Origin of the sequence: Nocardioides segetis, assembly GCF_051390595.1 — a bacterium.
Lineage (GTDB): Bacteria > Actinomycetota > Actinomycetes > Propionibacteriales > Nocardioidaceae > Nocardioides.
Genome location: NZ_JBNINR010000021.1, coordinates 42172 through 65010, shown reverse-complemented (window position 1 = coordinate 65010; position 22839 = coordinate 42172). Strand labels below are relative to the sequence as shown.

Genomic DNA, 22839 nt, shown 5'->3' with positions numbered 1-22839 from the left:
CTGACGTGCATCTGAGTCGCGAAGACGGGTTGCGATGCAGGTCAGACGCGCAGAGGGGGCGGGATTCGAACCCGCGGTAGGTCTCCCTACGACCGCTTTCAAGGCGGTTCCGATCGGCCACTCCGGCACCCCTCCTGAGCCCGGTACGACGCGCGCGCCGGCCGAGCACCGGTCGAGTCTAGTGGCCGCCGATGGGCCCGGGTCGCCCGGCTTTGCCCCGTCCTCATCCGGCGATGAACAATGCGAGGCATGAGCAGCACGCAGCCGACCCGGGTCTCCGACTACCGCCTCGCTCCGCCGGTGATGGCGCGCTTCGTCGGCGCCTACCTCGTGCTGCTCGCGCTCGTGCTGCTCGGCGTGACGGTCGTCGTGGTGGCCGCCGACCTCAACGCGGACCTCCTGGTGCTCGTCCTCGGCCTGGGCCTCCTCGGCCTGATCGGGCTCGGCTGGTGGCTGCGCTCGCGGCTGGTCGTCGTACGACTGACCGACGCCGGCTACCAGGTGCGCATGATCCGGGCCGCCGGCGCCACCGAGGCCCGCTGGAGCGAGGTCGAGGACGCGGTGGCCGCCGCGCCGTCCGGCATCGACTGCCTGGTGCTGCGCCTGCGCGACGGTCGCAGCACGACCATCCCGATGCAGCTCGTCGCGGCCGACAAGGACGACTTCGCGCGCGACGTCCGCGCGCATCTGCGGCGCGCCGCGCGCTGACCGACGTCCCGGCGGAGTCCTCGGGCGGGGGCGATTGGCCCGCTCGCCGGGCATCCTTGTAGCCTTGCCCACGCTGGCCGGTCTGTGACCGGCGCGGTGGAGGAGGCGTCGCCTAGTCTGGTCTATGGCGCCCGCCTGCTAAGCGGGTTTGGGGCTACAACCCCATCGAGGGTTCAAATCCCTCCGCCTCCGCCGATGTGATGCGAGGCCCCCGGCCGACCCGGCCGGGGGCCTCGCATATTCGGCCGCTTTGCGGAAGGATGTTCGAAAGCGCTGAAGCGGGGGTAGGCGCCTGCGGCTCGGGTACCCGGAGGGACGGCGCCCGGCCGCCCACCAGTGAGGGGAATGCTCAATGAAGAAGCTCGCTCGCAAGACCGCTTTCGCGCTGGCCGCACTCATCACCGCAGCCGGCATCGTCTCGCTCCCGACGGCGGCCGAGGCCGACACCGGCTGGGGTTGGCGGGTCTTCCCCGGCGCGCAGCGCTGACGGAGGCGCTCGGGTCGGGTCCGGTCAGGACGACGTGACGTCGTCGTCCTGACCGGCTATGCCCAAGGTGCCCATCGTGTAGCCGAGCTGGAAGCGCGTCTCGGCGTCGTACTCCTCCTTGAGCTCGGCCACGTACCCGGCGTAGGTCCGAGGGCTCACGCCGAGCCGCTTGGCGCTCACCGCGTCGGCGTGGCCCTCGATCAGCATCCGGATGGTCATCGACCGCTGCTCGGAGGCGATCTCCTTGGTCACGCTCTGCCCCGCGCTCGCGAACGGACGCCCGCGGGCGAACGCGCGCTCGAAGACGTCGACGAGGTACGCCACGATGGCGGGCTCGCGTACGACGACCGCGGTCGCCAGGCTGTCGGCGGCCGGGATGAGCGCGACCCGGCGGTCCACCACGATCATCCGGTTGAAGAACTCGTCGAGCGTGCGGACCTCCGCACCGTGCTCGGTGACCGTGGCGACGTACTTGTGCGTCGCGGGGTGCCGACGGGCGCTGTGCTGGTAGAGCGTGCGCATCGTCAGCCCCCGCTTGAGCGCGGCGACGTCGCGCACCGCCGCCTCCGCCACCGTCTTGGCGCTGCGGGTGGCCTGCGGTTGAGCGGTGAGCAGCTCCTCCTGCGCCTCGCTGACCAGCGTCGTGAGGTAGGGGTTGATCGCCTCGCCGTGCAGGTAGAGGAACGGACCCGACTCGCTCGCCGCCGGCGAGCGGCGCCAGCTCTGCGCGAGGTGGGCGAACGCGCTCGCCCAGCGCGCCGACTCCTCCAGCAGCCGCGCGCCCTCGTTGCCCAGCGGCGTCACGACCCGCGACTGCGCGTTGCTGGGCTCCAGCGGCCGCCAGGTCTTGCGTGTCGCGTCGAGCTGCAACAGGCCGAGTGCGACCAGCAGGTCGAAGGCCCGCCGGATCGGCGAGCCGTCGACCAGGCGCGGGTCGTCCGCCGCCAGCCCGCCCTCGGCCAGCACCTGCTCGTAGAGACCGGTCGCCTCCTCCTCGAAGAGGGCCCGGTCCTCGGGCTCGAAGGCGGTCATGGCGTCATGGTTCCACACCGCGCTGAGCCCCGGTGGTCACGGTGATTCGGCATCTGCGTGCCCCCTCGGCTATTCTCGTCCGGTCGCTTCGGTGACGGGCGCCTGTAGCTCAACGGATAGAGCATCTGACTACGGATCAGAAGGTTTGGGGTTCGAATCCCTACAGGCGCGCAGCAGTCTCAGCAGGTCAGGTCCGCACCCCGGTCCTGACCTGCTGACGTTTCCGGGCCCCGTGCCCTTCTTGGTCAGGGTGGCGACTCGTGCGGCAGGCAGGCACAGGCGCTCGGCGTACGGCGAGCCCGGCTCGGCGGTGGAGACGAGGAAGCACGTGCCCGGGCTCGGCGGTGATGGCGAGCTCACCGGCGGCCACGGCACCCACGTCGTCCTCGAGGCGGTCGGCCCTCGGCCCGCCGACGAGCAGGCGTACGGCGTCGTCGGTCCCGGCGGGACGGTCAGCCGTGTCGGCCGCGCTCGAGGTGTTGGTCACGCCGGACAGTCCTCGCCCGGCCTGAGCGCGGTCGCGCCCCCTGCCGTGCGTCACGTGCGCGCCGGCCCTTCCCTTCGCAGCTCCTCGGGGGTGGAGAGCGACAGCACCGCCTCGACGATCCGCGGGTCCTCCTCGAGGCGTGCCTCCCAACGCTCCAGCCGCTCCGCGACCAGCGACTCCGGTGCGTCGCCCTCGATGTCGACGTCCGCCACGAGCAGGAGCTGGCGTGGACCGACGTACTCCAGGCGCAGGTAGGTCACCTGCTGGACCCCCGGCAGCGACCGCACCCGAGCGTGAGCCGCGCGGTGGAGGGCGGCGTCGGCCGCCTGGCCGGTGAGGAACCGCCGGTTGCTGTCGATCAGGAACACCGCGATCACACAGAGCAGCACCCCGACGGCGATCGAGCCGATCCCGTCGTACACGCCGTTGCCGGTGGCCTGGTGCAGCGCCATCCCGCTCGCCGCGATCACGACGCCGAGCAGCGCGGCGGAGTCCTCGGCCAGTACCGCGCGCAGCGTGGGGTCGGACGTGGCCATCGCATGGTCGAGCAGGTCGCGGCCGAGTGCGCGCGCCTCCCGGCGAGTCCGTCGGACGGCCTGCGCCAGGGAGAGGCCCTCGAAGCAGAAGGCCGCGGCCAGCACGGCGTATCCGACGAGGTAGTCGCCCGCCTCCTCATCCGCAGTCAGCTCGCCGATGCCGTGCCAGATCGACACGGCGCCTCCCGCGACGAACAGTCCCAGAGCGGCGAACATCGACCACACATACGCCTCGCGGCCGTAGCCCAGCGGCCGGGAGAGATCGGGCGGCCGCAGCGACCGGCGGTTCGCGAAGAGCAGGAACACCTGATTCCCCGTGTCCGCCCAGGAGTGCGCCGCCTCCGCGACCATCGACGCCGACCCGGTCAGTGCCGCGGCGACCGACTTCGCGACGGCGACGGCCAGATTCGCGCCGCACGCGATCAGCACCGTCAGGACGCTCTCGCCCCCGGCCCGCTGTCGTTCGCCGCTCACCAGCCCGCGGTACCCCGGCTTCCTGGGGGGAACCGCGTCGGTGGCGAGCTCTCACGCGTCGGGTGAGCCTCGGTCGCCGGTCAGGGTGCCGCTGGGCCGCCACGGCTCACGAACGTGTGCGAGCCAGACCTCCTCGGGATCGAGCGCGCGGACGAGGCGCTGGCCTTCGGTACGCGGCTCGTCCAGTTCTCCGAACCACACCGCGGTGTCGCCGCAGATGACGCTGCGACGACTTCCGGTCTCGACGACGACGAGCTGTGATCCGGGCGTGTGCCCGGGAGCCGGGACGAGTCGGACCCCGGGCAGCAGCTCGAGCTCTCCGTCGATCGGCACGTACTGCAGCCCGGGAGCGTCGACCCACTCGCGGATCGTGTACTCCTCCTCATGGCGGGCGTCGTCGAGCTCACGGCGCTGGACGTAGATCGGCCGCCCCGCGAAGAGATGGTTCCCTCCGCAATGATCAGCGTGGAGGTGCGTGTTGACCACGATGTCGACGCCGCCGACATCGAACTGCTGCTGGTCCAGGGGATAGAGGCGAGGATCGAAGGCGGCCACCACCGCGGGGTGTGGTCGCGTCATGCCGGTGTCGACGAGAACCCGACCGTCGGGGTGGTCGATCACATGCACGCAGACCGGCATCACCTCGCCCTCCACGTGCAGCTCGGCGACGAGGATCGGCGTGACCGTGATGGCGCTGTCGACGTTCATCGGACCGGCCGGCCGGTGACGGCAGCGACGATGGAGCACCCGACCGGCACGATGCTCGGCTCGCGAGGCGTGGACGGTGCGGTCGTCATCGCCGCACTCCCTCCTCGGACCGTACGGCACGCAGATGTCCGACGAGCCTGTCGAGCCACGGCGCCTGCCCGCCGGGACCGAACGGGACGCTTCCCCAGCCGGCGGCCATCTCGGAGAAGTACTCGCTCTCCCAGTCCGCTCCGCTCCCGTACGAGCTCGTGACGACGCGGAGGACGCAACTGCCACCTGACGCCGCCTCGATCAAGAACTCGGTCGCCACCGGCGAGATCGACGCCAGCTCCTCGTCGGTGACGTCGTGCCCGGCGGCGCGGGCCACCCACGCGCGCATCTCCTCGGTCATCGGCCACGGCTCCTCGTAGACGAGACGCCGAGGCGGGGTGTACTCGGTGATGACACCGGCGGAGCGGAAGCCGAGGTGATCGAACGAGACCTCGCCACCGCGTCGAGGATCCAGCCGGGTGGGCACCATCCACGCCGAGATCCCGTCGGCCGTCGCGATGGCGTCCCACACCTGCTCCGGCGTCGCGGCCAACGCCCGGCGGTGTTCGACGCGGTGCTCGACGCGGTGCTCGACGCGGTCCTCGGCACGGTCCTCGGGATCGGTCATGAGTCCTCCTTGGGCTTGGGGTACGACGAGACGGTCAGGCGGTGCGGCCGTCCGTCGTCGTGGTGGTACCGGGAGGCCAGTTCGACCAGGGCCGCCTGCAGGTCGGCGGCGAACGCGGCGCGATCCTCGGCTGACTTGAACCCGATCACCGTGTCGACGCTCAGCGTGGGTACGCGACTCCCGGCCTCCGCGGTGCTGACGATCGAACCGACCTCGGACACAGCCCGAGCGTTCACCGCCACCAGATATGCGGCCGAGAGACGGTCGGCGATGACGTCCGGATCAGGCGACTTGCCCTCGAGTACGCCGGGCGCGACGACGAGATGACGTGCGGTGCGCTGCACGTAGCGTTCGGTGATGCCACCCCACGTGCGTTCGCCGGCCGGCTCGACGAGGCCGTGCGCCTCCAGCGCCTTCAGGTGATAGTTCACCTTCTGGCGGGTCAGCCCGACGATCGCCGCAACCGACGCCGCTGACCCCGGCTCGGCCAGCGCATCGAGGATCGAGGCCCGGATCGGGTCGAGCGCCACCTCGACCGCGACCGCGTCGTCGAGCACCCGGATGTCGTCCATGGTTCGACCGTAGGTCTTGACAAGAAAAATTGTCAAGGGCGTCCGGCATCTCGCACGCTCTCGTCCGGCTCGACGGGGAGCCGGACGAGGCGAGCCGGCCTCAGGTGCACGGCGACACGGGATGGGGCGTCGCCTCGCCCGCCCTGGACGACTGACGGGCGTGGGCGTCCGGTCAGGGAGCCGGCCAGGGGTTGCGGCGGCAGCCCTGCAGGCCCTTGGTCTGCTGCATCATCACCGAGGCCAGGGCGCCGGGCGCGTCGCAGTCGACGTGGCCGTTCCCGAGGGCGTGGCCGACCTCGTGGTTGACCAGATAGCGCCGGTACTGCGCGATGCCGGCGTAGGCGTCGGCGCCGTGGACCCAGCGCCAGGCGTTGAGCACGACCTGCTCGCCGTTGCGGCAGGAGAGCCGGCCGCCGGTGTCGAGGGGGGCGCACAGCCGGTCGGTGGTCTCGGGGGTCGCGACGAGGATGCGGAGGTCGCCGTCCCGGTCGACGCGCTGCACCGACCGGTCCTCGGCCGTCGTCCAACCGCGCGGGTCGGCGAGGGTGGCGTCCACGGTGGCCGCGATCTCGCGCGCCCGCAGGGGGAGGCCGCGCTCCACCTCGACGGTGTAGGTCAAGAGTGACCCCTCGCCGCCGACGTCGGAGCGCCCGCCGGCGACCCGGAAGGTCCCGGGGCCGCGCTCGGGGATCTGCACGCGCGCCGGCGCCGGCGGGGGCGGCGGGGCCTCCGACGCCTCCGCGGACGGCGGGGGCGGGGGATCGGCGGGTGGGGCCGTCGCCGTCGATGTGGGCGTGGGCGCGGACGGCGGGATCCGTCCGGCTGTCGGATCCACGTCGTCGGGGGTCAGCACGCCGGCGCCGATGCCCACCGCGGCAGCGCTCAGGGCGCCGAGCGCCACGACACCGGCCCATCGCCTGCGGGCGGGGTGTCGCCGACGGTGCCCTGGGTGCGCGCGGCCGGCGCGGGTCGGCCGCTCCGCTCGGTGCCGACCCGTCACGTGGCACTCTCGCCGGCGCCGGACTGCGACCGGTCCGCCTTCCGCACCTGTCGCTCCGCTCCTCGTCGGTCGAACCGGGTCAACCTACTACGGGGCAGTGACGGTGCGGTCGTCCCGTGGCACCGCTTCGCGGGGTCACCACGACAGCTCGCTGCAGGCGGTGGCGTCCGACTCGACCTGGAGGGTGGCGTGGTCGACGCCGTACTTCTCCCGCAGCGTCGCCTGCGCGGCGACGAGGACGTCGCGGGATGCCCCGGGAGCGGTGACCAGGTGCGCCGTGGCGACGTTCATGCCGGAGGTGAGCGCCCACAGGTGCAGGTCGTGGACCTCGGCCACGCCGTCGACGGCGACGAGCGAGGCCTCCACCTCCGCGGGATCCATGCCGGCGGGCGCGTGCTGGCCGAGGACGTTGAGGACCTCGCGGCCGAGCAGCACGGCGCGAACGACGACGAACGCCGCGATGGCCAGCGCGATGCCGGTGTCCCACCAGGGGTTCCCGGTGAGGGCGATCATGATGCCGGCGGCGATCACGCCGACCGACCCGACGGTGTCGGCGACGACCTCGAGGTAGGCGCCCTTGACGTTGATGCTCTCGCCGGCGCCGCCGCGTAGCAGGGCGAGGGCGGCGAGGTTGATCAGCAGGCCGATGACGCCGACCAGCATGACGGCGCCCGACTCGAGCTCGACGGTCTCGCCGATGCGCTTGACGCCCTCGACGGCGACATAGGTGCCGGCGCCGAGCATGAGCAGCACCGTCAGGCCGGAGGCGAAGACCTCCGCCCGGTAGGAGCCGAAGGTCTTGCGCCCGGTGCGGTCGGTCATCGTGGCGATGCGGGTCGCGGCGAGCGCCGCTCCCAGTGCGACGACGTCGGCGGCCATGTGTCCGGCGTCCGAGAGCAGGGCGAGGGATCCCGACCAGAGGCCGACGACGAGCTCGACGCCGAAGAACGAGCCGACCAGGCCGAAGGCGACCGCCAGGCGCCAGCGGTGGCGACCGCCCGCGTGCCCGTGGCCGTGCCCGGCGCCCATCAGTCGGCCATCCGCGAGCCGGGGCACAGCACGACCGCGTCACCGGTCGCCGCGAGCAGGGACTCCGCAGCGGCGAACACCCGCACCACCGCGTCGGGGTGGGTGAGCGTGAAGACCGACGCCCGCCCGACCGGCCGCGACGTCACCAGCCCGCAGTCCCGCAGGCAGGCGAGGTGCTTGGAGACCGTCGACTGGGCCAGGCCCAGGTGCGAGGTCAGCTCCGCCACGTTGTGCTCGCCCAGCAGGAGGTGCCGCACGATCGCCACCCGGGACGGATCGCCCATCGCGCGGAACAGACAGGCGGCCGCGACGGCCGCAGCCTGCTCGTCGACCTCGACGCCCGCGACGTCCTCGAGGGGGCCGGCCGCCGGAGATGTCATCGTCATGTGGCGATGATAGCGCTCACGGGTGGGGCTAGGTCAACTGCGCAGCACCGCGGAGCTGTAACTGTCTGTTCCTGCCACCACCTGACCCGTAGACCGGTACGCCAGCGGCACGAACAGGTAGTTACAGCACGGTCGGCCCAGTCCTCGTCGCCCCGGTCCTCCAGCCCGCCGAGCGGACGACGTACGCCGGCGCGCACCCTGCCCTGACCCTCCCGGTGCCCTCGGGCGGGAGCGATCGGGCACACTCGGCCCATGATGACCGCCGAGCAGATCGGGGCCGCGCTGACGCCGAGCTTCCTCACCACGCTCGCGGTCGGCGAGGCACGGCAGGTCGGCGGCCTGGAGCTCGTCGAGGCCGGGTCGCGGGAGGCGGTGCTCCCCGGCGACCTGGCCGTGGCCGTCGGCGTACGGGACGAGCGTGACCTGCTCGCCGTGGTCGACGCGGTCGGCCCATGCGCGGGAGTGGTGGCGCGACAGTCCGTGGCCGCGTCGCCGGCGGTGGTCGCGGCCTGCCGTGAGCGCGGCCTGACCCTCCTGGCACTGGCCGACGACACGGCGCTGTCCGCCGCGGTCACGATGCTGCGCGACGTCGTCCAGACCGCGCGCGAGGAGTCCGACGGCTGGTCGTCCGGCAGCGTCTACACGGACCTGTTCGCCCTCGCCGACGTGCTCGCCGCCCTGCTCGACGCGCCGGTCACGATCGAGGACGCCCGGTCCCGGGTGCTCGCCTACTCCAGCGGCCAGCACGGCATCGACGAGGCCCGGACCTCCACGATCATCGGTCGGCAGGTCCCGCGGCAGGTGCGTGACCACTTCCGGTCGCTCGGGGTCTTCCGCCGGATCGCGCAGGCCGACGACCCGGTCTTCGTGCCGGCCGGCGGCGCCGAGGTGAAGCCGCGGCTGGTGATCCCGGTCCGGGCCGGCGGCGAGTGGCTCGGCTCGGTGTGGGCGGTGGTCCCTGCCGAGCCGGCCGCCGAGGTCGTGGCCCGCGCCCGCACCGCCGCCGAGGTGCTCGCCCTCCACTTCCTGCGCCTGCGGACCCGCGGCGACCTGCACCGCCGGCTCGAGAGCGAGCAGGTGCGCGCCGTGCTCCGGGGCGAGGCCGGGTCCGTGCCGGGCGGAGCCGACGGCCCCTGGCGCGCCGTCGTGCTGGCCGGGCCCCGCAGCGACCTGGAGCCCGAGGAGCGGGTCACCGTCTGGACCGCGCTGGCTCAACGGCACGGCTGGCGCTCGCCCCTGCTGTGCGATCTGGACGGACGCGTCTACGCCGTCGTGCGGGACGCGGCGGCCCCGGGGGCCACGGCGGCACCGGCGGCCCCCGGGGCCCCCGGGGAACCGGGCGCGAAGACGGTGACGGGTCCGGGCAGCTGGTCCTGGCTGCGCGACCTCGTGGCGGCGGAGGCGCGGACCGACCGGACCCTGCGGGCGTTCGCGGGTGGCGCGGTGGGCTCGCCCGACCGGCTGGCGGTCTCGGCCGCGCAGGCGGTCGAGGTGGCCGGCCTGCCCCACGCGGACGCTCGCCCGGTGTCGACGGTCGACGAGGCGTGGGCCGCTCTGGTGCTGGCCCGTGCGGTGCGGGGCGTCGGCGCCGCCCCGCCGGTGTCCCCGATCGCGGCGCTCGTCGCCCAGGACCGGGAGCACGACAGTGAGCTCGTCGCGACGCTGTGCGCGGTGGTCGACCACTGGGGTGAGCCGCAGCGTGCCGCGCGCGCCCTCGGGGTGCACCCCAACACGGTCCGGAACCGCCTGGCCCGGCTGGCCCGGACGGTGCCGGTCGACCTCGAGGACCCGGTGGCCCGGCTGGCGCTGCGGCTCGAGGCGCTCCACCCCGACGTCGCCGCGGAGTAGGAGGTTCCGGATCCTTCAGCGCAGCGGGTCGACCGCGCGCAGGGCGTCGGGCGTGCGCCCGGTGACGATCTGCTCGGCGAGCAGCTTGCCTGTCACCGGGCCGAGCGTGATGCCCCACATGCCGTGCCCGCCCGCGACGAAGACCCGCGGGTCGCGGGTCGCGCCGACGAGCGGCAGCCCGTCGGCCGTGCAGGGCCGTGCGCCGACCCACTCGTCCTTGCGCTCGTCGAGGTGCGCGCCGACCAGGAGGCCGTCCGCGGCCCGCACCAGGGCCTGGATCCGGCGCGGGTCCAATGGCGCGTCGACGTCGCGCAACTCCATCATGCCGGCGATGCGCAGCCGCCCGTCGAGGGGTGTGCAGGCCAGGCGCTGGGCCGGGAGGTAGACCGGGCCGCGCGGCAGCTGGTCGACCTCGACCGTGAAGCTGTAGCCACGTCCGGCCTGGACGATGCTGCGGACGCCGAAGGGACGGGCCAGGCGTCCGAGCCGCGCGCCCGTCGCGACCACGACGGCGTCGTACGCGCTCTCGCCCACCCGCACCTCGGTCGCGCCGGGGGTGAGCGAGGTGACGTCGTACCCACCGCGGATCTCGCCGCCGCGGCTGCGGACGGCATCGGCGATCGCGTGCACGTAGGCCGCGGGGTCGATGAACCGCTCGCCGGTGAACCGGACGGCGGCGTTGATCTCGCCGGAGAGCATCGGCTCCTCGCTGCGGGCGGTGGCGCCGTCGAGCACCTCGAAGTCGACCTGCTGGCCGCAGTCGCGGATGTGCCGGATCTCCTCCAGCAGCAGCTCCCGCTCGGCCGCGGTGCGGTACGCCGCCAGGAACGGCTCGGCCGGCCGGGTGCTGGCCTCGACGCCCCCGGCCTCCAGCTCGGCGAACGCGGCGAGCGCCTGGTTGTTGAGCGGGATCAGGGCCCGCATCGCCCGCTGCCAGCGGGCGGGGGTGCAGTTGCGGGTGAAGCGCGCGAGGAAGCGCAGCAGGCGCAGATCCGCGGTCGGCGGCACATAGACCGGTGACGACGGACTGAGGACGGCGCGCACCCCGAACTTCAGCACGGCCGGCTCGGGGAGGGGGACGGCGATGCTCGGGGTGAGCCAGCCGGCGTTGCCCCAGCTCGACCCGGCGGCGACGCCGTCACGGTCGAGCACCGTCACCTCGACACCACGCTCCTGCAGGTGCCAGGCCGTCGCCAGTCCGACCATGCCAGCACCCACGACCGCGACCCGGCGCGGCGTCCGATTCCCTGAGCTGCTCATGCTGGACAGCCTTCCGGCGCCGGCCGGTCGCGGCCCTGTCGACTTCCCACAGTCATCGCCCGCCGCGCTGGGCCCGGAGCACAGCGGCGCCCCAGGCCGTCCTGCCCGGGTGGGCGGGACGGCCTGGGGCGGTCGAGTGGAGGGGGCGGTGGAGCGGTCAGCGGAGGATGGGGAGCCGCCGGACCAGCTCGGTGCGCGCCCAGATCCGGCCGACGCCCCAGGTGTCACCGGCGAGAGTGAGGGCCAGTGCCACCAGGGTCACCGCGCCGAGGACGTGCTCGTCGAGGACCGGGTTGTTCGCGAGCGGCCAGGAGGCCACCCACATCAGCAGGTAGAGCGCCGCACCGGTGATCGCGGCCAGGCGCATGCCGGCGCCGAGGGTCAGGGCGAGCCCGATGCCGAGCAGGCCGAGCATGAACAGCCAGTCCGCCCAGGCGTCGCCCGCGATCGAGGTGAACGTGCCGTGGAACGGGTTGTCGGGGGAGACGCCGAAGTTGAGGAACCCGAAGGTCGGGCTCCCGCCGTGGATCCAGGCCGCCGGTCCGAAGCGGTCGACCGTGTCGGTGGCGGTGTCGTGGCCCGTCGCGTAGCCGAGGGCCAGCAGCTTGTCGGCGAAGGCCCACAGGAAGGTGAGGCCGAAGCCGATGCGGAGCGCGGCGAGCGCGCGGCGGGCGGCGGAGTGGGTGACGACGTCCTGTTCGACGAGGACGGCGTGGTGGGCGGTCGCGGTGGCGGACATCGGATTCTCCTGGCTGGACGGTGGTTGATGCCTCCAGCATCGGTCCGCCGGCCCGGGGCCCGCCATGGTCCAAAGTCCCGGCGGGCAGGGACGCTGTTCCCGTCCCTGCCCGCCGGGTCCGGCCTGCGCCCGGGCCGCGGCCCGGAGGGCGCTCAGGCGATGGTCGCCGGCGGGGTGACGCCCAGCTCGCGGAGCGCCGCGGCGTACTTCTCGACGTTGCGGAGCTTGACGGTCTCGTAGCCCCGGACCAGGTCGGGGAGCTCGGCGATCCGGACCGCGCGGTCGTACGACGCGAGGTCGAGCGTGGCCGCGAGGTCGGCGACCGTCGCGCGGTAGTGGTCGCGCAGGTCCCGCTCGACGCGGCGCAGGTGGGCGTAGCCGAAGACGTCGGCGCGCGTGCCGCGCAGCGACTTCATCCGGGCCAGCGCCCGCAGCGTGCCGTGCGACTTCGGGCCGAACGCGATCTTCTTCGTGCGCCCCATCGCCCGCAGCACCGGCGGATGCAGCTGGAAGGAGACCGTGCCGCCGGGGAAGCTGTCGCCGGTCGAGGCGAGGAAGGCCGGGTCCGTGAGGAGTCGGGCCACCTCGTACTCGTCCTTGTAGGCCGTCAGCTTGAACAGGTGGCGCGCGACGGCCTCGCTGAACCGGGTCTCGCTGGTGACGGCGCGCTCGGCCGCGGCGACCTGCGCGACCAGGGCGACGTAGGAGTCCGCCAGGCGCTCGTCCTGGTAGCCGACGAGGTCGGTGGCCCGCCGGGTGACCAGGCGCAGCAGCTCGCCCTGGAGCCCGGAGGCCGCGACCGACGCGGGCACCGGGAGCTCCCGCGCGGCGGGCGGAGCGGCGAGCGTGCCTGCGGCCCGGAAGGCGGCGGGGTCGGTGACCGCCACCCGGCCCCAGCGGAACGCCGCGACGTTCGCGGCCACCGCGGTGCCGTTGATCCCGATGGCCTCCTCGATGGCGGCGGCGGGCAGCCGCAGCGCGCCGGTCTGGTAGGCGGCGCCGACGAGCAGGAAGTTCGCCGCCACCGTGTTGCCGAAGATCCGGTCGGCGGCCTCGAGCGCGTCGAAGTCGAAGGTCGTGGCGCTGGCGGTGCCGACCCGCGCGAGCAGGTCCGCCTCCTCCGGGTGCCGGACGGCCGGGTCGTAGACCATCGTGCCGGTGGGGGTGCGGCTGGTGGACACCACGGCCCGGGTTGAGGCGACGTCGCCGTAGACCAGGTTGCGGTCCTCGGCGAGCGTGAGCAGGTCGAAGCCGAGGAGGCAGTCGGCGGAGCCGGGCGTCAGCCGGTTGGCCGGCTCGAGGTCCCCGTCGGCGAAGCGCAGGTGAGCGGTGACCGGGCCCGCCTTCTGGCTCAGTCCGGTCTGGTCGAGGGACTCGACGGCGTACCCGGCGCGGAGGGCGGCGGTCGCGAGCACCTGGTTGACGGTCACGATGCCGGTGCCGCCGATGCCCGTCATGAAGACGTTCTGGGTGCCGGTGACCCGCTCCTCGGCGAGGCTGGGCGCCACCTCGGGCGGCGCCGGGAAGCCCTTGCGGCCGCCCTTGCCCGCCGGCTTCCCCGCCTTGGCCTTGGCGCCCCGGCGGCCGCGCGGCGCGGTCTCGACGGTGACGAACGACGGGCAGTCGCCGTCGAGGCAGCTGTAGTCGGTGTTGCAGGACGTCTGCTCGATGCGGGTCTTGCGGCCGTACTCGGTGTCGACCGGCTGCACCGAGAGGCAATTGCTCTTCACGCCGCAGTCGCCGCAGCCCTCGCAGACCGCCTCGTTGATGACGACCCGTCGGGTGCGGGCGGGGAGGCCGCCGCGCTTGCGCTGACGGCGGGCGTCGGCGGCGCAGTGCTGGTCGTAGATCAGCACGGTCACGCCCGGGATATCGCGCAGCATGCGCTGCGCCTCGTCGAGGCGGTCGCGGTCCCACAGCAGGGTGCCGGGGGCGAGGTCGCGCCGGCGGTGCCGGCTCGGGTCCTCCGCGCACACGATGATCTTCGCGACGCCCTCGGTGTGCAGCTTCCGGGTCAGCCGCGGCACGGACAGCGCGCCCTCGGCGTCCTGCGCGCCGGTCATCGCGACGACGTCGTTGTAGAGCACCTTGTAGGTGATGTTGACGCCCGCGGCGATGCAGGCCTGAACGGCCAGCTGCGCGGAGTGGAAGAAGGTGCCGTCGCCGACGTTCTGGAACATGTGCGGCGCGTCGGTGAACCAGGCCTGTCCGATCCACTGGGCGCCCTCGCCGCCCATCTGGGTCACGCCGGTGACCGTGTCCTCCGGACGGTCGGAGATCGTCACCATGGCGTGACAGCCGATGCCGCCGCCGCCCATCGAGCCCTCGGGCAGGACGGTGGAGCGGTTGTGCGGGCAGCCCGAGCAGAAGTACGCCGACCGGTTGACCGGCAGCAGCGGCAGCGACGTACGCTCCCGCTGCGGCGGCGCGACCGTGAGCCAGCCCTCGAGTGCGTGGCGGAGGGGTGCCAGGAGCCGGCCGGCCGTGAGCTCGCCGTCGGCCGGGATGAGCCGCAGACCGGCCGCGTCGGTCTTGCCGATGATCCGCGGCGCCCGCTCGGTGCCGTAGAGCAGGTCCCGGATCTGCATCTCCATGAAGGAGGTCTTGTCCTCGACGACCAGGATCTCGTCGAGGCCCGCGGCGAAGCGCTCGACGGCGGCGGGCTCGACCGGGCTCATCATCCCCATCCGCATCAGGCGCACGCCGGCGGCGACCAGGGCGTCGTCGGTGACGCCGAGGTCGGTGAGCGCCTGGCGCAGCGAGTCGAAGCAGCTGCCCGAGGCGACCAGGCCGAGCCGGGCCGCCGGGGCGTCGACCTCGACCACGTTGAGGCCGTTGCGCGCGGAGTAGTCGTGCACCAGGGCGGTGCGCGGCCCGACCAGCTCGGCCTCGGCGCCGATGATCATCGGCGGTCGCAGCACGATCGGGCTCTGCGTGTAGGCGTAGGGATGACCGTTCCACTCGATCGCCGGCGCGACCGGGGTGACGTCGATGTCGGCGCTGTCGACGACCCAGGCGCCGTCGGCGACGTCGGCGACGATCTTCAGGGCGACGACGCAGCCGGAGGTGCGCGACATCTCGATCGCGTGCAGCCCGAGGGTGACGATCTCCGTGGCGTTGCGCGGGAAGAGCACCGGGATCCCGAGGGCGGCCAGCGACCGCTCGCTCACCGCGGGGACGGTCGAGGACTTCGAGGCCGGGTCGTCGCCGACCAGCAGGACCGCTCCGCCGCGCCGGTTGACGCCGTACATGTTGGCGTGCCGGAGGGCATCGGTCGCCCGGTCCACACCGGGGCCCTTGCCGTACCAGAAGCCGGTCACGCCGTCGTGGGTGCGGGTGCCGAGGGGCAGCTCGATCTGGCTGCCCCACACCGAGGTGGCGGCGAGCTCCTCGTTGAGGCCGGGGACGAAGCGGATGTCGTTCTCGTCGAGGACGTCCTTCATGTCCGCGAGCATCCGGTCCAGGCCGCCGAGCGGACTGCCCTGGTAGCCGGACACGAAGGACGCGGTGCGCAGGCCGCGGCGACGGTCGAGCGCGCGGTGCTCGACGAGGAGCCGGGCGATCGCCTGGACGCCGGTGAGCAGGGCCGGCGGCGCGCCGACGCGGAAGCGGTCGTCGAGGTCGTACGGCGCCGGCGACTCGTGGGCGGGCCGGTCGAGCAGCTCGGTCATGCGCGGACTCCCTCGCTCGGACGGGACGGAGCGGCGGCGAGCCGCTCGGCGACGATCTCCGCCGCCACGTCGCTCGGCAGGCGGTCCCCCTCGTCGGATCGACGAAGGATGTCGCCCACGGTGTCGGCGATCCGCGCGATGTCGTCGCGGACGCGGTCGGCGGAGTGATCCTCGATCTCGCCGCCGACCTGGATCAGGCCGCCGGCGTTGGCGACGTAGTCGGGCACCCAGGTGATCTCGCGGCGGCGCAGCAGCGGCGCGACGGAGGAGTCGAGGAGCTGGTTGTTGGCCGCGCCGCACACGATGCCCGCGCGGATGGCGTCGACCGAGCCGGGGGTCAGGGTGGCGCCGAGGGCGCACGGCGCGTAGACGTCGACCGGCGCATCCAGCACGGCGTGGCGGATCGTGACCCGCGGGTAGTGCTCGAGCACCCGGGCGAGGGCGTCCCCGGAGGCGTCGGACACGGTCACCTCGGCGCCCTCCTCCAGCAGCAGGCCGACCAGCTGCGCGCCGACCTTGCCCACACCCTCGACGCCGACCCGGCGTCCGCGCAGGCCGTCGGTCCCCCAGCGGTGCTCGGCGGCCGCGCGCATCGCGCTGAAGACGCCGTACGCCGTCGACAGGCCGCTGTCGCCCGAGCCGCCGTTGCTCCCGACGACATGCCGGGTCGCCGTCGCGACGATGTCGAGGTCCTGGGCGGTCGTGCCGACGTCGCCGGCGGTGATGTAGCGACCCGAGAGTGAGTCGACGAACCGACCGTAGGCCGCGAGCAGCGCGGGGGTCTTCACCGTCGCGGGGTCGCCGATGATGACCGCCTTGCCGCCGCCCAGGGCGATGCCGGCCGCGGCCGCCTTGTGGGTCATGCCCTGGGAGAGGCGGAGCACGTCGGTGAGCGCCGCCGTCTCGGTGGCGTAGGGGTAGAACCGGGTGCCGCCGAGCGCCGGGCCCAGGCGGGTGTCGTGGATCGCGATGATCGCGCGCAGGCCGGTGGCCCGGTCACGGCAGAAGACGACCTGCTCGTGTCCGGCGGTCCCGAGCTCGTCGGTGCGCTCGAAGACGAGGTCGGCGGGGGCAGCGGTGAGGGTCATGCGCACGAGCCTGGGGCATGGTGGGCCGGGTCACAACTCCTGTCGCCGGGTTTGGCGTCGATCCGCAACCGGATCCCCTCTCCGTGCGGCGCCCGCGCAACGCCGTACCCGTCCGAGGTAGATTCTGTTGCGTGACCGAGGAGACCCCCCGGGCCGGGGACCGGGCCCGGCGTCGGACCGGCCCCGCCGTCCTGGACGCCACCGACCGCGCGATCCTCGACCTGCTGCGCGAGAACGCGCGCCGACCGCTGCGCGAGATCGCGACCGCCGTCGGGCTCACGGTCGCTCCGGTGCAGCGCCGGATCGCGCGGCTGGAGAAGCTGGGGGTGATCGAGCGCTACACGGTGCAGATCAACCACGGTCGGATCGCCACCGGCATCGAGGCGATGACCGAGCTGCACTTCGCCGACGACCTCGACCTCGCCCAGATCATGGAGTTCGTCGCGCAGATCCCCGAGGTCGAGGAGGTGCTCACCCTCGCCGGCGACCCCGACGCGCTGGTCCGGATCCGGGTCGAGGGGGTCGAGGACCTGCGGCGCGTGGTCAGCTCGCTGCGCTCCGGCGGCGCCGTGGCCAGCACCAAGACGCTCGTGGTCCTGGAGCAGTGGACCCGGTTCGGCTGAGCGCCCCGCCCTTGCACTAAGTGTTACGTACGTCGTGGAACGATCACATCGCCGAGAACCGTGACGTAACCCTTGGTTACAAGGGGCTGCCGCCCCGCTCGTAGCGCTGGAACCGCTCAGGGATCTGCTCCGACCCGGTCGACTTGGTGCCGGCGATCCGGACCTTGCGGGCCTTGATCCGCCAGCGGTCGCCCTCGTCGACGAGCTCGTCCTCGTAGCAGCCCCACACATGCAGGTGAAGGTTTTGCTCGGCGTTGTCGTGGAAGGCGTAGACGTAGGCGATGGTCCGCGCGGTCCCGCCGCCGACCTCGAGGAAGCTCACGGTCGAGACGTGGTGGCTGGTCGCGGTGTAGCGGCCGGTGGCGGCCTCGAACAGCCCGCGCAGGCGCTCGCGGCCGGAGGTGACGTTGCCGTGTCCGTAGTCGAAGGTGGCGTCCTCGCAGAACAGGTCGGCGAGCAGGTCGATGTCGCAGCGGTCGACGCCGCGGCTGTAGGCGTGCAGGGTGTCGCTGATCTCGGCGCGGGCGACGAGGTCGTCGGGGGTGAGACGGGGCATCGCGGGCTCCTCAGGCGAAGGCGGCGAGGATCTCGCGCAGCCGGTCGGGGTCGTCGGTCGGCCAGCCGAAGTACGACGACACCCGGTCGACCCGGCCGCCGAAGCGCTCCTTGCACAGCGCGGGCATCTCCTCGGGCTTGCCGACGAGCGCGATCTCGTGGAGGAGCCGGTCGTCGATCAGGTCGCCCATCTCGGTCCACTTGCCCTCGCGGGACAGCGTCTGCAGCTCGGGCTGGAGGTTCTCGTAGCCGACGCTGGCGAGCACCTTCGCGTACGCCGGCGTGGAGGCGTAGAACGCGATCTGCTCGCGGGTGCGGCGGGCCATGTCCTCCAGCTCGGCGTCGGTGTCGCCCATGACGAGGAACAGCGGCACGTAGAGCTCGAGCGCCTCCCGGTCGCGGCCGGAGGCGGCGAGGCCGCGCTCGACGGCCGGCAGCGTCACCTGGTCGAGGTACGCCGTGGTGGTCATGCCGTGCAGGAGCAGGCCGTCGCACAGCTCGCCGCCGAGCTCGGTCATCTTGGCGCCGACCGCGGCGATCATCGTCGGGATCCGATGGGTGTGGTGGTGCGGCGTGAACACCGGGGTCATCAGCGTGTGCTGGTAGTGCTCGCCCCGGTAGTCGAGCCGGGTGCCGTCGCGCCACGAGGTGAAGATGGCATCGAGGGCCAGGAGGAAGTCGCGCATCCGGTCGACCGGCGGGCTCCACGCCATCGAGAAGCGGCGCTCGATGTGGGCCTGGATCTGGCTGCCGAGACCGAGCACGAAGCGCCCGCCGGACATGGCGGCGAGGTCCCAGGAGAGATAGGCGACCGACATCGGGTTGCGGGCGAAGGCGACCGCGATCGCCGTACCGACGGACAGCCGCTCGGTGGTGAGCAGCGCGGCCTGGGACTGCAGGAAGGCGTCGGTGACGCTCTCGCTGGCCCAGACCCCGTCGAAGCCCTGCTTCTCCGCGTCCGCCGCGATCGGCCCGCAACCGGCGGCGGAGGAGCCGATCATGCCCATGTCGATCTTCATCGTGCGTCCTTCGGTAGGTGGAGGACCCGTTCGCCGACGGCGTTCTTGAGGATCTCGTCGGTGCCTCCGCCGACGCGGAGGCCGGGCAGTCCGAGGGTGAGCTCGGACCAGGCGTAGGTGCCCCACGCCCCGGTGTCGGCGACGTGCCCGGCGCCGAGGACGTCGGCGGCGACGTCGCTCATCTGGCGCAGCAGGTCCGTCGTGAGCAGCTTGGTGAGGGCCAGCTCGGGACCGGGGGTCCCGCCTCCGTCGAGGAAGCGGGCGGTGGTGAGCTGCGCGGCCCAGGCCCGGACGACGACGTCGGCGAGCTGGTCGCGGGTGCGGTCGTCGACCGGCTGCTGCACGTGGCGCGCGAGGTCGACGAGCCGGTCCACGAGGGCGGCGTCGACGCCGACCTCCCGGCCGATGGCGGAGCGCTCGTTGAGCAGCGAGGTGACGACGACGCTCCAGCCGCCGTCGACCTCGCCGACCCGCGCGCTGTCGGGGACGTGGACGTCGGTGAGGAACACCTCGTCGAAGGACGCCCCGCCGGTCAGCTGGCGGATCGGGCGGACCTCGACGCCCGGCGCCCGGAGGTCGACGAGGAAGGTGGTCAGCCCGGCGTGCTTGGGCCGATCGGGGTCGGTGCGGGCGATGCACAGCCCGAGGTCGCTGTAGTGGGCGCCGGAGCTCCACACCTTCTGGCCGTTGAGCCGCCAGCCGTCGCCGTCGCGCTCGGCGCGGGTGGAGAGGCCGGCGAGGTCGGAGCCGGCGCCGGGCTCGCTGTAGAGCTGGCAGGCGATGACCTCGGCGGTCCGCAGCCGGCGGAGCAGCTCGGTGCGCTGCTCCTCGGTGCCGTGCTCGAGGAGGGTGGGGCACAGGGTGGAGGCGCTGAAGCGGAGGTACGCGTCGTCGGGGAGCTCGTGCTCCGCCTCGACCTCGCGCAGCAGGTCCGCGTGCCGCGTGGACAGGCCCGCGCCGCCGTACGTCTCCGGTCCCTCGACCCACGCCAGGCCGTGGGCGTCGAGATGCGCGCGGTAGCGCCGCAGCTCCGCGATCTCCTCGGCCTCGCCCTCGGAGCGCTCGGCGACGACCGAGACCCGGTCCTCGCCCTCGCCCCAGGCGTTGCCGGCGTCGGCCCGACGCGGGGCGAAGGCGCCGATCACCTCGGTGAGGCGCTGCCGGAAGTCCTGCTCACTCACGCTCGACATCGTCCTCCGATCGGGGCTCCTGGGCCGACACGCGGTTGCGTCGGTGGGGCGGCAGGCCTAAAGTATCAAAGCAAGTGCTTGATTGAAAGTGTCGTCGGAGACGGGACAGAAGGAGGTGCCGTGGTCGGCATCGAGTCATATGCGGTCTACCTGCCCGTGCCGCGCCTGGACCGCGCCGACGTGGCCCGGGTCATCGGCGGCCGCGGCAGGGGCGTGCGCCCCGTGGCGTCCTACGACGAGGACGCCACGACCATGGGCGTGGCGGCGGCCCGGGCCGCGCTGCGCGGTGCCGGGGGCGTCGACAGCCTGTGGTTCGCCACGACGCGCCCCGCCTATCTCGAGAAGTCGAACGCGGCCACCGTCGCCGCCGCCTCGGGCCTGGCGGCCGAGGTCGCGGCGTACGACCTCTCCGGCGCCCTGCGCGGCGGCGCGGGCGCGCTGCGCGCCGGCCTGTCCGCCGGCACCGACGGCACCGCCGTCGTCGTCGCGAGCGACGTCCGCTACGGCCTCCCCGGCTCCAGCGACGAGGCCGACGGCACGGACGCGGCGGCGGCGCTGGTCGTCGGACCGGATCCCGTCGCCGAGCTGGTCGGCAGCGCCTCGCTGACCGCCGAGTTCCTCGACCGGTGGCGGATCCCCGGCGACGTCCGCACCCGGACGTGGGAGGAGCGCTTCGGCGTCGAGGAGTACGTCCCCCTCGTCGAGCGGATCGTCGACGACGTCCTGGGCCGCTGCGAGCTCAAGCGCGAGCAGGTCGACCACGTCGTCATCAGCACCCCCCACGCCCGCGCCCGGGCGACGGCCCGGCGCGGCTTCGAGGCCGCGCAGCTGGCCGCGACCGACGCCGCGGCCCTCGGGTACGCCGGCGCCGCCGACCTCGCCGTCGGCCTGGGCCTCGCGCTCGACGCCGCCGCGCCGGGCGACCTGGTCCTCGCGGTGTCGGCCACCGACGGCGCCGACGCCTTCGTCTTCCGGGTGACCGAGAAGCACGCGACGAGCGGCCGCAGCGGGCTCGCCGACGCGCCTCCCGGCCAACCCGTCTCCTACGGCGACTTCCTCAACTGGCGCGGCCTGCTGCCGCGCGAGCCGGCGCGGCGACCCGACGTCAAGCCGCCGGTCCCGCCCGCCGCGCGGCGTACCGCGGCGTGGAAGTTCGCCTTCGTGGCCGCCCAGTGCGGCTCCTGCGGCTACCGCAACCTGCCGCCGCGGCAGGTCTGCCTGCGCTGCTCGGCGACCGAGGGCTTCGAGCCGGTCTCGATGGTCGAGGTGCCCGGCCGGATCGCCACGTTCACCGACGACTGGCTCTCCGAGTCCGTGCAGCTCCCGGCGCGCGTGGTCGCCGTCGACTTCGACGGTGGCGGCCGCTTCGAGTGCGAGATGACCGACGCCGTCGGCCACGAGCTCGCCATCGGCGACCGGGTGAGCCCGACCTTCCGGCTGGCGAGCGTGGCCGGGAACGGCGTCAGGAACTACGTGTGGAAGGTGCGGCCGCACCACGAGGAGGAGCACTGATGGGATCTCACGCCCTGGCGACGCCGGTCGCCGTGGTCGGCATGGCCTGCACCGACTTCGGTGAGCACTGGGACCGCAACGTCGACGACCTGTTGGTCGAGGCGACCCACGGCGCGCTCGGCTCGGCCGGCGGGCTCGGCGTCGGCGACGTCGACGCGTTCTGGCTCGGCTCGATGATCTCGGGCGTCTCGGGCCTGACGCTCACCCGGCCGCTCAACATCTCCCACAAGCCCGTGACCCGGGTCGAGAACATGTGCGCGACCGGCTCCGAGGCCTTCCGCAACGCCTGCTACGCCGTCTCCTCGGGCGCCTACGACGTCGTGATGGCGGTCGGCGGCGAGAAGCTCAAGGACGCGGGCTACTCCGGCCTGGAGATGCCGAGCGTGCCCAACGACGGCACCCCGCCGGTCCTCAGCGCGCCCGCGATGTACTCGATGATCGTGCCGGCCTACGCCCGCCGCTACGGCGTGCCGGAGGAGCGGATCAAGGAGGCGATGACGCACATCGCCTGGAAGAACCATGGCAACGGGGCCCGCAACCCGCGCGCGCAGTTCCGCAAGGAGGTGCCGAAGGAGACCATCGCCGCGGCGCCCACGCTCGCCGGCCGGCTCAGCGTGTTCGACTGCTCCGGCGTCGCCGACGGCGCCGCAGCGGCGGTCATCGTCCGGGCCGAGGACGCGTTGAAGTACACCGACAAGCCGCTCTACGTGCACGCGCTGGCGCTCGACGCCGGCTCGGGCACCGGCCGCAACGACAGCGACTACGACTACTCCGATCTCGCGGAGGCGGCGGCGTCCGCGCGCACGGCGTACGCCCAGGCCGGGATCACCGATCCCGCCACGGAGATCTCGCTGGCCGAGGTGCACGACTGCTTCACGCCGACCGAGCTGGTCCTGATGGAGGAGCTCGGCTTCTCGGAGCGCGGCAAGGCGTGGCAGGACGTGCTCGACGGCCGCTACGACCGCGACGGCGCGCTGCCGGTCAACATCGACGGCGGACTGAAGAGCTTCGGTCACCCGATCGGGGCCAGCGGCCTGCGGATGATCTACGAGATGTGGCTGCAGTTCCGCGGCGAGGCGGGGGAGCGGCAGGTCGCCGACCCGCGCTTCGGGCTGGTGCAGAACCAGGGCGGCAGCCCCGGCGACCTCGTCAGCGCGGTCACCATCGTCTCCGACCGTCGGCCCTGACATGACCCCGCCGTGCGTACGCCGCCCGACGTGGATCGGGTCCGTTAAGGTGTCCGAGCACGTGGACCGG

21 protein-coding genes and 3 tRNA genes are annotated in these 22839 nt (G+C 73.3%); 8 read left to right on the top strand and 16 right to left on the bottom strand.

Translation table 11 applies throughout. The features are described from left to right. Positions 1–50: 50 nt before the first annotated feature. Positions 51–135 (bottom strand) — tRNA-Ser (locus ACPZVR_RS23725). Between the two features lie 114 nt (positions 136–249). Here ACPZVR_RS23725 and ACPZVR_RS23720 point away from each other — a divergent pair. The 3 genes from ACPZVR_RS23720 to ACPZVR_RS23710 all read left to right on the top strand — a co-directional run bounded on the left by ACPZVR_RS23720 (position 250) and on the right by ACPZVR_RS23710 (position 1195). After that, complete coding sequence (locus ACPZVR_RS23720; protein ID WP_436702155.1) at positions 250–708, top strand: hypothetical protein; 459 nt, start codon at positions 250–252, stop codon at positions 706–708. A 101-nt stretch (positions 709–809) separates the two neighbouring features. Beyond that, positions 810–900: transfer RNA gene (locus ACPZVR_RS23715), tRNA-Ser, on the top strand. A gap of 160 nt (positions 901–1060) precedes the next feature. After that, complete coding sequence (locus ACPZVR_RS23710; protein ID WP_436702154.1) at positions 1061–1195, top strand: hypothetical protein; 135 nt, start codon at positions 1061–1063, stop codon at positions 1193–1195. Positions 1196–1219: 24 nt separating this feature from the next. On the opposite strand, the gene ACPZVR_RS23705 is transcribed toward ACPZVR_RS23710, so the two are convergent. Further along, entirely contained in the window at positions 1220–2227 is a 1008-nt protein-coding gene (locus tag ACPZVR_RS23705) for a LuxR family transcriptional regulator (RefSeq protein ID WP_436702153.1), read from the bottom strand. A 98-nt stretch (positions 2228–2325) separates the two neighbouring features. Here ACPZVR_RS23705 and ACPZVR_RS23700 point away from each other — a divergent pair. Next, positions 2326–2398: transfer RNA gene (locus ACPZVR_RS23700), tRNA-Arg, on the top strand. Positions 2399–2764: 366 nt separating this feature from the next. On the opposite strand, the gene ACPZVR_RS23695 is transcribed toward ACPZVR_RS23700, so the two are convergent. From ACPZVR_RS23695 to ACPZVR_RS23665, 7 genes are all read right to left on the bottom strand, one after another. Beyond that, positions 2765–3724, bottom strand: a complete 960-nt coding sequence (locus ACPZVR_RS23695) for a cation diffusion facilitator family transporter (RefSeq protein WP_436702152.1) — start codon at positions 3722–3724, stop codon at positions 2765–2767. A gap of 51 nt (positions 3725–3775) precedes the next feature. Beyond that, entirely contained in the window at positions 3776–4432 is a 657-nt protein-coding gene (locus tag ACPZVR_RS23690; RefSeq protein WP_436702151.1) for an MBL fold metallo-hydrolase, read from the bottom strand. 85 nt (positions 4433–4517) lie between these two features. Further along, positions 4518–5090 carry an SRPBCC family protein gene (locus ACPZVR_RS23685; protein WP_436702150.1) on the bottom strand — a complete coding sequence of 191 codons (573 nt, stop codon included), beginning with the start codon at positions 5088–5090 and terminating at the stop codon, positions 4518–4520. Beyond that, positions 5087–5662 carry an ArsR/SmtB family transcription factor gene (locus tag ACPZVR_RS23680; RefSeq protein WP_436702149.1) on the bottom strand — a complete coding sequence of 192 codons (576 nt, stop codon included), beginning with the start codon at positions 5660–5662 and terminating at the stop codon, positions 5087–5089. The genes ACPZVR_RS23685 and ACPZVR_RS23680 overlap by 4 nt, the downstream gene beginning before the upstream one ends. A gap of 172 nt (positions 5663–5834) precedes the next feature. Further along, positions 5835–6563, bottom strand: coding sequence for a DUF3152 domain-containing protein (locus tag ACPZVR_RS23675; protein ID WP_436702148.1), 729 nt, complete (start codon positions 6561–6563; stop codon positions 5835–5837). A gap of 234 nt (positions 6564–6797) precedes the next feature. Beyond that, complete coding sequence (locus ACPZVR_RS23670; protein WP_436702147.1) at positions 6798–7691, bottom strand: cation diffusion facilitator family transporter; 894 nt, start codon at positions 7689–7691, stop codon at positions 6798–6800. Next, entirely contained in the window at positions 7691–8077 is a 387-nt protein-coding gene (locus ACPZVR_RS23665; RefSeq protein WP_436702146.1) for an ArsR/SmtB family transcription factor, read from the bottom strand. Before ACPZVR_RS23665 ends, ACPZVR_RS23670 begins: the two co-directional genes overlap by 1 nt. A 252-nt stretch (positions 8078–8329) precedes the next feature. Here ACPZVR_RS23665 and ACPZVR_RS23660 point away from each other — a divergent pair, with 252 nt between their 5' ends. Further along, complete coding sequence (locus ACPZVR_RS23660; RefSeq protein WP_436702145.1) at positions 8330–9925, top strand: PucR family transcriptional regulator; 1596 nt, start codon at positions 8330–8332, stop codon at positions 9923–9925. Between the two features lie 15 nt (positions 9926–9940). On the opposite strand, the gene ACPZVR_RS23655 is transcribed toward ACPZVR_RS23660, so the two are convergent. The 4 genes from ACPZVR_RS23655 to ACPZVR_RS23640 form a co-directional block, all read right to left on the bottom strand. After that, positions 9941–11185 carry an NAD(P)/FAD-dependent oxidoreductase gene (locus ACPZVR_RS23655; protein ID WP_436702144.1) on the bottom strand — a complete coding sequence of 415 codons (1245 nt, stop codon included), beginning with the start codon at positions 11183–11185 and terminating at the stop codon, positions 9941–9943. Positions 11186–11342: 157 nt separating this feature from the next. Further along, complete coding sequence (locus ACPZVR_RS23650; protein ID WP_436702143.1) at positions 11343–11924, bottom strand: hypothetical protein; 582 nt, start codon at positions 11922–11924, stop codon at positions 11343–11345. Positions 11925–12076: 152 nt separating this feature from the next. After that, on the bottom strand, positions 12077–15595 hold the full coding sequence (locus ACPZVR_RS23645) for an indolepyruvate ferredoxin oxidoreductase family protein (protein ID WP_436702142.1): 3519 nt from the start codon (positions 15593–15595) through the stop codon (positions 12077–12079). After that, on the bottom strand, positions 15592–16683 hold the full coding sequence (locus ACPZVR_RS23640; protein ID WP_436702141.1) for a Glu/Leu/Phe/Val dehydrogenase dimerization domain-containing protein: 1092 nt from the start codon (positions 16681–16683) through the stop codon (positions 15592–15594). Before ACPZVR_RS23640 ends, ACPZVR_RS23645 begins: the two co-directional genes overlap by 4 nt. Before the next feature lie 131 nt (positions 16684–16814). On the opposite strand from ACPZVR_RS23640, the gene ACPZVR_RS23635 reads away from it, so the two are divergent. Beyond that, positions 16815–17306 (top strand): Lrp/AsnC family transcriptional regulator, encoded by a 492-nt coding sequence (locus ACPZVR_RS23635; RefSeq protein WP_436702140.1) that lies wholly within the window; start codon positions 16815–16817, stop codon positions 17304–17306. Positions 17307–17382: 76 nt separating this feature from the next. Here the strand turns inward: ACPZVR_RS23635 and ACPZVR_RS23630 are convergent, their stop codons facing one another. Genes ACPZVR_RS23630 through ACPZVR_RS23620 form a run of 3 tightly spaced genes read right to left on the bottom strand, consistent with a single transcriptional unit; the run spans position 17383 to position 20061 of the window. Then, entirely contained in the window at positions 17383–17862 is a 480-nt protein-coding gene (locus tag ACPZVR_RS23630; protein ID WP_436702139.1) for a nuclear transport factor 2 family protein, read from the bottom strand. A 10-nt stretch (positions 17863–17872) separates the two neighbouring features. Further along, positions 17873–18880, bottom strand: coding sequence for a TIGR03617 family F420-dependent LLM class oxidoreductase (locus ACPZVR_RS23625; protein WP_436702138.1), 1008 nt, complete (start codon positions 18878–18880; stop codon positions 17873–17875). Further along, positions 18877–20061 (bottom strand): acyl-CoA dehydrogenase family protein, encoded by a 1185-nt coding sequence (locus ACPZVR_RS23620; protein ID WP_436702137.1) that lies wholly within the window; start codon positions 20059–20061, stop codon positions 18877–18879. The genes ACPZVR_RS23625 and ACPZVR_RS23620 overlap by 4 nt, the downstream gene beginning before the upstream one ends. A gap of 129 nt (positions 20062–20190) precedes the next feature. Here ACPZVR_RS23620 and ACPZVR_RS23615 point away from each other — a divergent pair, with 129 nt between their 5' ends. Next, positions 20191–21582 carry a hypothetical protein gene (locus ACPZVR_RS23615; RefSeq protein ID WP_436702136.1) on the top strand — a complete coding sequence of 464 codons (1392 nt, stop codon included), beginning with the start codon at positions 20191–20193 and terminating at the stop codon, positions 21580–21582. Beyond that, positions 21582–22769 carry an acetyl-CoA acetyltransferase gene (locus tag ACPZVR_RS23610; RefSeq protein ID WP_436702135.1) on the top strand — a complete coding sequence of 396 codons (1188 nt, stop codon included), beginning with the start codon at positions 21582–21584 and terminating at the stop codon, positions 22767–22769. The genes ACPZVR_RS23615 and ACPZVR_RS23610 overlap by 1 nt, the downstream gene beginning before the upstream one ends. Positions 22770–22839: the final 70 nt, after the last annotated feature.

Bases quoted from the DNA above. Each gene is read 5' to 3' on its own strand.
- ACPZVR_RS23630 (WP_436702139.1), bottom strand. From the start codon at position 17,862: ATGCCCCGTCTCACCCCCGACGACCTCGTCGCCCGCGCCGAGATCAGC.
- ACPZVR_RS23680 (WP_436702149.1), bottom strand. From the start codon at position 5,662: ATGGACGACATCCGGGTGCTCGACGACGCGGTCGCGGTCGAGGTGGCG.
- ACPZVR_RS23645 (WP_436702142.1), bottom strand. From the start codon at position 15,595: ATGACCGAGCTGCTCGACCGGCCCGCCCACGAGTCGCCGGCGCCGTAC.
- ACPZVR_RS23625 (WP_436702138.1), bottom strand. From the start codon at position 18,880: ATGAAGATCGACATGGGCATGATCGGCTCCTCCGCCGCCGGTTGCGGG.
- ACPZVR_RS23690 (WP_436702151.1), bottom strand. From the start codon at position 4,432: ATGAACGTCGACAGCGCCATCACGGTCACGCCGATCCTCGTCGCCGAG.
- ACPZVR_RS23655 (WP_436702144.1), bottom strand. From the start codon at position 11,185: ATGAGCAGCTCAGGGAATCGGACGCCGCGCCGGGTCGCGGTCGTGGGT.
- ACPZVR_RS23670 (WP_436702147.1), bottom strand. From the start codon at position 7,691: ATGGGCGCCGGGCACGGCCACGGGCACGCGGGCGGTCGCCACCGCTGG.
- ACPZVR_RS23685 (WP_436702150.1), bottom strand. From the start codon at position 5,090: ATGACCGATCCCGAGGACCGTGCCGAGGACCGCGTCGAGCACCGCGTC.
- ACPZVR_RS23610 (WP_436702135.1), top strand. From the start codon at position 21,582: ATGGGATCTCACGCCCTGGCGACGCCGGTCGCCGTGGTCGGCATGGCC.
- ACPZVR_RS23640 (WP_436702141.1), bottom strand. From the start codon at position 16,683: ATGACCCTCACCGCTGCCCCCGCCGACCTCGTCTTCGAGCGCACCGAC.
- ACPZVR_RS23660 (WP_436702145.1), top strand. From the start codon at position 8,330: ATGATGACCGCCGAGCAGATCGGGGCCGCGCTGACGCCGAGCTTCCTC.
- ACPZVR_RS23665 (WP_436702146.1), bottom strand. From the start codon at position 8,077: ATGACGATGACATCTCCGGCGGCCGGCCCCCTCGAGGACGTCGCGGGC.
- ACPZVR_RS23650 (WP_436702143.1), bottom strand. From the start codon at position 11,924: ATGTCCGCCACCGCGACCGCCCACCACGCCGTCCTCGTCGAACAGGAC.
- ACPZVR_RS23705 (WP_436702153.1), bottom strand. From the start codon at position 2,227: ATGACCGCCTTCGAGCCCGAGGACCGGGCCCTCTTCGAGGAGGAGGCG.
- ACPZVR_RS23710 (WP_436702154.1), top strand. From the start codon at position 1,061: ATGAAGAAGCTCGCTCGCAAGACCGCTTTCGCGCTGGCCGCACTCATC.
- ACPZVR_RS23720 (WP_436702155.1), top strand. From the start codon at position 250: ATGAGCAGCACGCAGCCGACCCGGGTCTCCGACTACCGCCTCGCTCCG.